Annotated in this window: 7 protein-coding genes; 3 read left to right on the top strand and 4 right to left on the bottom strand. The window is 35.3% G+C overall.

Going from position 1 to position 5996, the window contains the following annotated elements:
* On the top strand, positions 1-217 hold a 217-nt coding region (locus tag LY01_RS14910), incomplete at its 5' end, for a hypothetical protein (RefSeq protein ID WP_211289308.1).
* A gap of 191 nt (positions 218-408) precedes the next feature.
* Here the strand turns inward: LY01_RS14910 and LY01_RS14905 are convergent.
* Positions 409-999, bottom strand: a complete 591-nt coding sequence (locus tag LY01_RS14905; protein WP_104516801.1) for a hypothetical protein — start codon at positions 997-999, stop codon at positions 409-411.
* Positions 992-1978: an RHS repeat protein gene (locus LY01_RS14900; RefSeq protein ID WP_170034673.1), complete on the bottom strand. Its 987-nt coding sequence runs from the start codon at positions 1976-1978 to the stop codon at positions 992-994. Before LY01_RS14900 ends, LY01_RS14905 begins: the two co-directional genes overlap by 8 nt.
* A gap of 1444 nt (positions 1979-3422) precedes the next feature.
* Between LY01_RS14900 and LY01_RS14895 the strand changes: the two genes are divergently transcribed.
* Positions 3423-3659: a hypothetical protein gene (locus LY01_RS14895; RefSeq protein WP_104516795.1), complete on the top strand. Its 237-nt coding sequence runs from the start codon at positions 3423-3425 to the stop codon at positions 3657-3659.
* On the top strand, positions 3649-3939 hold the full coding sequence (locus tag LY01_RS14890; protein WP_104516794.1) for a type II toxin-antitoxin system RelE/ParE family toxin: 291 nt from the start codon (positions 3649-3651) through the stop codon (positions 3937-3939). The genes LY01_RS14895 and LY01_RS14890 overlap by 11 nt, the downstream gene beginning before the upstream one ends.
* A gap of 10 nt (positions 3940-3949) precedes the next feature.
* On the opposite strand, the gene LY01_RS14885 is transcribed toward LY01_RS14890, so the two are convergent.
* A complete protein-coding gene (locus LY01_RS14885) occupies positions 3950-4855 on the bottom strand; it encodes a tyrosine-type recombinase/integrase (RefSeq protein ID WP_104516793.1) in 906 nt (301 codons plus the stop codon).
* Positions 4770-5777, bottom strand: a complete 1008-nt coding sequence (locus tag LY01_RS14880; RefSeq protein WP_104516792.1) for a tyrosine-type recombinase/integrase — start codon at positions 5775-5777, stop codon at positions 4770-4772. The genes LY01_RS14885 and LY01_RS14880 overlap by 86 nt, the downstream gene beginning before the upstream one ends.
* Positions 5778-5996 lie beyond the last annotated feature (219 nt).

Here is a 5996-nt window from a genome sequence, read left to right as displayed (position 1 = left end):
TGCAAAAGCTCTAGGTGTTTCCATGGCAGAACTCTTTACTGATCGTGATATCCTAAAAGATGTCAACTCTATCGATACAACACTCATGGAACGTATCTCATTAATCGATACACTATCGAAAGAAGAGCAGAAAACTATATTTTCTATTATGGATGCTTTCTTGTCTAAAAGGAAGCTTAAGACTACCTTAAAAACCGTTTTAAACGATATTCAATAATGCTACCGCAATAAAAAACCACCCATAACAGGTGGTTTATTTGTTACTATATTTTCTACAAAAGTATTGCTCACGCGTTGCAAACGCCATGTTTATTCACTCTCGTCACAGACGAGCGCGACGTGGAGTTCTTGCGATTTGCATCTTGTTTAGATCACGAGAGAGACGATCGCGTCTGCTGGGTAACAGTGTTATTCATAATTATTTAATAAATATAGCAAATCATCTAAAAATTGATTCCTTTTGTAAAGGGCTTTATAAGACTTACATATCCTAATTGCTTCATGTTTAGCTATTTTTTTATCCTCAGAGAACTCGATATGAGAAATAACTCCATTAAAAATAAATAACTTCATGTTTGTTTTATCTTCTTTACTATAAAAATTGTAAAACACTTCGAAATTCTTTTTAAATTGTTCATATGCTATTTCTGACATATACTCACTAAGGTAACCATCGCTAACATCATTGATACTTTCTAGGTTTTTAAAGTAAATTTTCTTCGGCGATTTAATTAATCTTGTAGAAATAGAATCAACGTATTGAAGAAGGCAATTATCATCCGTAGAGTCAGTAATAATTGATTTTGCTCCTTTATCTTGAACTATAGCAGCAGTGCTATCAATATTTCTTAATATCAAACAACTAACCTGAATATTTTTTTTACGAAGTTGATATACTTTGTCTTCTTCTGTATAGGTATCTTCATTATTTTTTACTTCCTTACATGAACACAGGTTCAACCAAATTATGGAAAAAAGAATTATTTTAAGATCAATCATTTGGGACAGGTAATTTTTTATCGACAGCAGCATTATATTGTTCCGTTAATTTAATTATTAGAACAGGTGAACCTTTATCGTAATTATCATTATTGTTAGATAAGTCATTAATGCTATTATCGTACTTAATTATTTTGTCATAATCCTCTTTGAGGTAATAATTCCCATTGTACTCTTTTAAATCTGCCACTACAGTTACATTTCCAGCTGCATCCTCGACAGGCAAAGCATCTGTTAAAGTTTTTAATTCTAAAACATCAGCATCATACATTCTAAAACAACCATAAGTGCATTTTAATGAAGGATTAGCCTGAGCAGAATATGTGTAAGTTGTATTAGTAACGACTGTGCCATCAGGTTTTGTAGTTGTAGTCACATTAGCTGATTCAGTTTCCTGTCTACCGCCATGAAACCTTATATTACTACGTCCACTTGTCTCGATCTCTCCCGAAGTTCCATTTAAAGCTAAACGATGATTTGGCCCGTAGGCCTTTCTCTTTTTACCTGTTGTAGAACCAGCTATCCAAGTGCCGGTAGTAGGAATATCATACACTCCAAGTGGAGTATCAGCATTTGTTCTTGATCTGTCACGTTTATTATAACTATTTGCTGAATGATTAGTTCCTTCTACTCTAACTGTGTATCTAGCGATTACTTTCCCAGCGTCATTTTTCACAATTGCTACACCAAACCCATATTTGGATCTGTCATTGAAAACATGAACAGTTATGTCCCATTTACCTGTTGGATCTATTCTTAATATGGGGTTGTTTCTGACAAAATGGTAATCACTTAAGCCAGGGTAATCTTTTGCAGCTGGATCTAAACTCATAAATCTAACCAATCTGTTATCATACATCCTAGCCCCAAAATCGTAAGAACTTCCTTCACCTTTGACTTCATCATCCTCTTCTTTACCGTTGAAACCGTATCGATACGCATCGCTATCCACACTTCCATGTCTATTATTTAGGAGCATCCCGTAGGGAAAGGAAGTCATGCGTTTTTAAAGAAAACGGAACACTTTTTTGCGCATACCTTCACTCAAACCAGCATTTTTTATTTTAAAGAACGGATGCCTTTTACAGCGGTATAAATATAGTCTTTTCATTGATTCCTGCCAACGCTCGCCAGCCGCTGAAGAACTACAGCCACTATGACCATGCAACCGTTTTTAGCTGATTATTGATTGAAGTTGTAAAAACCGTTGCAAAAAAATGGTCGTGGCAGTAGTTCTCCCTAAGCTATGTTTACATAACGTGGCATTATGGTGCAGAAAAAGCCCCATAATAACGCTATGTAAAATAGCCGCTTCGGCCGACGCTCGGCATCGGAACAAAAAATGTATATTTGGGTATTCAAAAAAGTCCATGATTCGGACACGTTGGACTTAAAATCCAATGGGATGCTAGACTTAGGATCTAGTGCTTTCAATTCTATTTATTAGACACGTTGGATTCAAAATCCAATGCTCTTACCTATGAACAAAGGACTGAAAATCCTTGTGTCCCTTTAACTCATGCGCGGCTTTCAATCGCCATTTGGGCTAACGATTTAAAAACCTACGAAAGTCAACGCATCGCCAGCCACTCTTTCGCACCTTTTTAAAACGTCCATCAGGTTGGCTTACCTTTTCTGAAGGATTCTATAATTTGACTTATCGGCAATATGCTTAATAAGGATTTTAGTTCCTTATTTACCGATTTCATTTTCTTTTCTGGCATTATCCAGTAAGCCACCAGAACCAGTAAAAAAGTCAAGCAAAGTATTAGTGTAGTAAAAATCATATCTCGTGTTTTTAATAATAAAGGATTTCGACGTTAATTAGGGGCGACTTAGGTTTTCGGACCTAAAAAACCGCCAACAAAAAAAGCCCCAACTCTTTCGAGCTGAAGCTTTCAACGAAATTACAAGTTCTTGATCAGACTTGCAAAAACATAAAATTATATATTATATTTTCACTTTTGTTAAACATTATTCATAAGGCGGAAGAGCGTTTGGTGTAGCGGCTGGGCTTCCGCTTTATGGATAATGCTAGCCTTTTATGTGGCGATTGAGCATAAATATAAAGGATCGTAGTGCGATGGCAGAAGTGGCTGGCTTTCTGATGCTGGTTTTGTTTCAGATGTTAAAGCGGCTGGCGAGCGGCTATTTTACATAGTAGTTGTTATGTATCCAAAATACGTTATCACAGCGATAGCGTTCCTTTCAAAGTGTCGTTTGCGAACATAACTTCTATTATGTAAACATAGCTTGGGGCTTTTGGATGGCGTGTGCGGCTGGAGCAGCTCTTTACTTTTTATGGTTTCCTTATTCTATAATCAACTAAACAACTTTAAAAAATAATGTGCTGCGTGAGCGTTGGCAGACATCCAAAGCATGTGCGGCTGGCGAGCAGTGGCTTTTTTGAGTATATTTGTTTTATGGATGTTCACACAGCAAAACTCGATCTTATTAACTGGCTTGTCAATTTAAAAGACGAAGCAATAATAAGTGCGCTACAATCAATTAAAAACGGTAAAGAAGATTCTATTGATACGCTTATTAATGAGAACAATGATCTTCAACAACTTCTTGATAAACGTCTAGAAGAAAAAACAGTTGATTTTGTAGACGCAAGAAGTTCTTTAAATAAGCTGAGACATCAATATGGGATTTAAACTTACGATTTCTCCTCTTGCCGATCTAGATTTAGCAGAGGCTTACCAATATTATGCTGATGTCTCTTTAAAAACACTTGAAGACTTTGATAAAGAGATAGAAGCTTCATACAAAGCTTTAGAACTAAATCCATTCTTTAAAGTGCGTTATAAAAACATGAGAGGTTTACCGCTTAAAAAATTTCCCTTTATCATTTTCTATACACTTGATGAAACGAATAAAGTTGTGGAAATTAGAAGTGTTTTTAATACGCATCAAGATCCTGCAAAATATAGGTAAATGAGATTTCCTAACTAAAAGGATGGAACATATTTACAGTTTCATGCAAGCTTTCTAAATCGTCCTGTTGGTATTTTTCTGTAGAACTGATGTATTTGTGTCCTGCCATGTATTGAACTTTTCTAAGATTGTTTTTTGATAACCAATCAACGATAACAGAGTTTCTAATCTGCTGCATATTGATAAAAGTATTGTTGATCTTTTTAAGCTCTTTGGTTAATGCATATAATGGATTTGATAGACTGGTACTCTTTCCTTTATTGAAAAAAAGTAAATCAGTTTCTTCATTTCGACTACGCTCAATGCAAGTAGATTGGTTTAATAATTCTGGACGTATTTCATTGATGTATTGCATGAGTTCCATGAGTTGCCACGGTTTTAATTCTAGTTCTCTGCTTCCTGTTTTTTTAGTTCCTAGAATATTGATTTTGCCTTTATAGAGCTGTACATCTTCTACTTTTAATCGTTGCAGCTCGCTGGTGGTTATGCCTTGATAAACTAATAAACCCAACATGATTTTATTTCTTTTTCGCGAAAGCATATTTACAATATCAACATCATAACTGTAATACAGATCTTCGAGTTCTTCAGGTTCCAATAGATTTCTGACGATACTTTTTTTAACGCCTTTAATGTGTAAATTGATGATAGGATTATCGATTCTTTGATTCTTATTTACGAGATAATCAAAGTAGGTTTTTAGATTGGTTACGTAGTTCTTTACTGTTGCTGGCTTTATGGTTCCTGCGCTTTTTATATGCTCGATATATTTTAAAAAAGTCTTGTAATCGATGGTGTTTGATGAAGTTCCAAAGTTATTACACCAGGCGTCAAAACGACCTGCGCTTCGTAGGTATGTTGGGATACTTTTGTTGCTGTAGGCTTTGCTTTCTAAGTAGGTTTTGTACTTGTTCATTTCCTGTTAGTTCTAAAAAATGTGTATAAATTTGAGTGGATTCTAATGATGCGTGACCTAAAAAAATGCTGATCTGTTCCATCGCTGCGCCTTGTTCTAAAAAGTGTGTTGCGATGCTGTGGCGCAAACTGTGCAATGTGATATTTCTATATTCTAAATCGGTATTTCCAGTTGCTTTTATGATCGCTTTAAGTCTATTTGCAAAGCTCATTCCCTGTAATCTTTGACCTCGATAATTGATAGACAAAGATTCGGTTTCTTTGTATTTGTAGAACTCGGTACGCCAGTCGTAAATGTATTCTTCAAGGATTTTTAAACTGTGATTGTTAAGTGGCACAAAACGTTCTTTATAGTTTTTACCTTGGCTTACAAAAAGACGTTGTTTATCAAAAAACACATCTTTTATATTCAGGTGTACGAGTTCGTTTCTTCTGAGTCCGCAACTGTAGGCGCATACTAAAATGGCTTTATCTCTTTGTCTGATTCTTTCGGCTTGATGGCTGTAATCCGTGGCTTTAAAAAGCTCTTTGATTTCGTTTTGAGTAAGTACATTTAAAGCGTCTTTTTCGTTTTTAGATTCTCTTTTTAAATGGATATTGATACCGCTGTGATGATGTTCTTTTAGGTATTCTCTAAACTTAAAAAGGGCTTGCTGATGTTTATTGAGCTGTCCTTTTGATAATGCGCCGCCTCGTCTTTGATTGCGTCTTTCTTTGAGCTGTTTGTAATAGTCTGTAACGATTTGTGTGTTTATCTCATTGATGCTATTAATCTTATTTTGCTCCAGATAATGAAAAAACTCTTTGAGATGGTTGGGAAGATTGTAAACGGTGGTTTCTGCATAGCCTATAATGTCCAACCATTGCCTAAAATCTTGAACAATTACTTTATAACTGTGGTTGTTTAGGGATAAACTTTTCATTCTGTGGGTGTTTTTTGGATATTGTGGCGACTTGCTTATAACTGACTAGAAAACATTGTTTTAACCTCGCCATTGATCACTGGCGACTTGGTGGCGATACGGCGAGTTGTATTTGTGTCAAACAGTTCTCTAGAGATTTATCTATCTGCTTTTTTAGGTTCTTGTACTCATCTATTCCTACGATCTCAAAACAATAACTTTTAGTCTTTAATTTTTTAA

It is taken from the genome of Nonlabens xylanidelens (genome assembly GCF_002934445.1).
GTDB classification, from domain to species: Bacteria; Bacteroidota; Bacteroidia; order Flavobacteriales; family Flavobacteriaceae; genus Nonlabens; species Nonlabens xylanidelens.
Note: the sequence above shows the minus strand (reverse complement) of the source record. Positions and strands in the feature narration are given on the sequence as shown.

Coding starts and splice junctions, on each gene's coding strand:
- LY01_RS14890 (WP_104516794.1), top strand. CDS start 3,649: ATGGGATTTAAACTTACGATTTCTCCTCTTGCCGATCTAGATTTAGCA.
- LY01_RS14885 (WP_104516793.1), bottom strand. CDS start 4,855: ATGAACAAGTACAAAACCTACTTAGAAAGCAAAGCCTACAGCAACAAA.
- LY01_RS14905 (WP_104516801.1), bottom strand. CDS start 999: ATGATTGATCTTAAAATAATTCTTTTTTCCATAATTTGGTTGAACCTG.
- LY01_RS14895 (WP_104516795.1), top strand. CDS start 3,423: ATGGATGTTCACACAGCAAAACTCGATCTTATTAACTGGCTTGTCAAT.
- LY01_RS14900 (WP_170034673.1), bottom strand. CDS start 1,978: ATGCTCCTAAATAATAGACATGGAAGTGTGGATAGCGATGCGTATCGA.
- LY01_RS14880 (WP_104516792.1), bottom strand. CDS start 5,777: ATGAAAAGTTTATCCCTAAACAACCACAGTTATAAAGTAATTGTTCAA.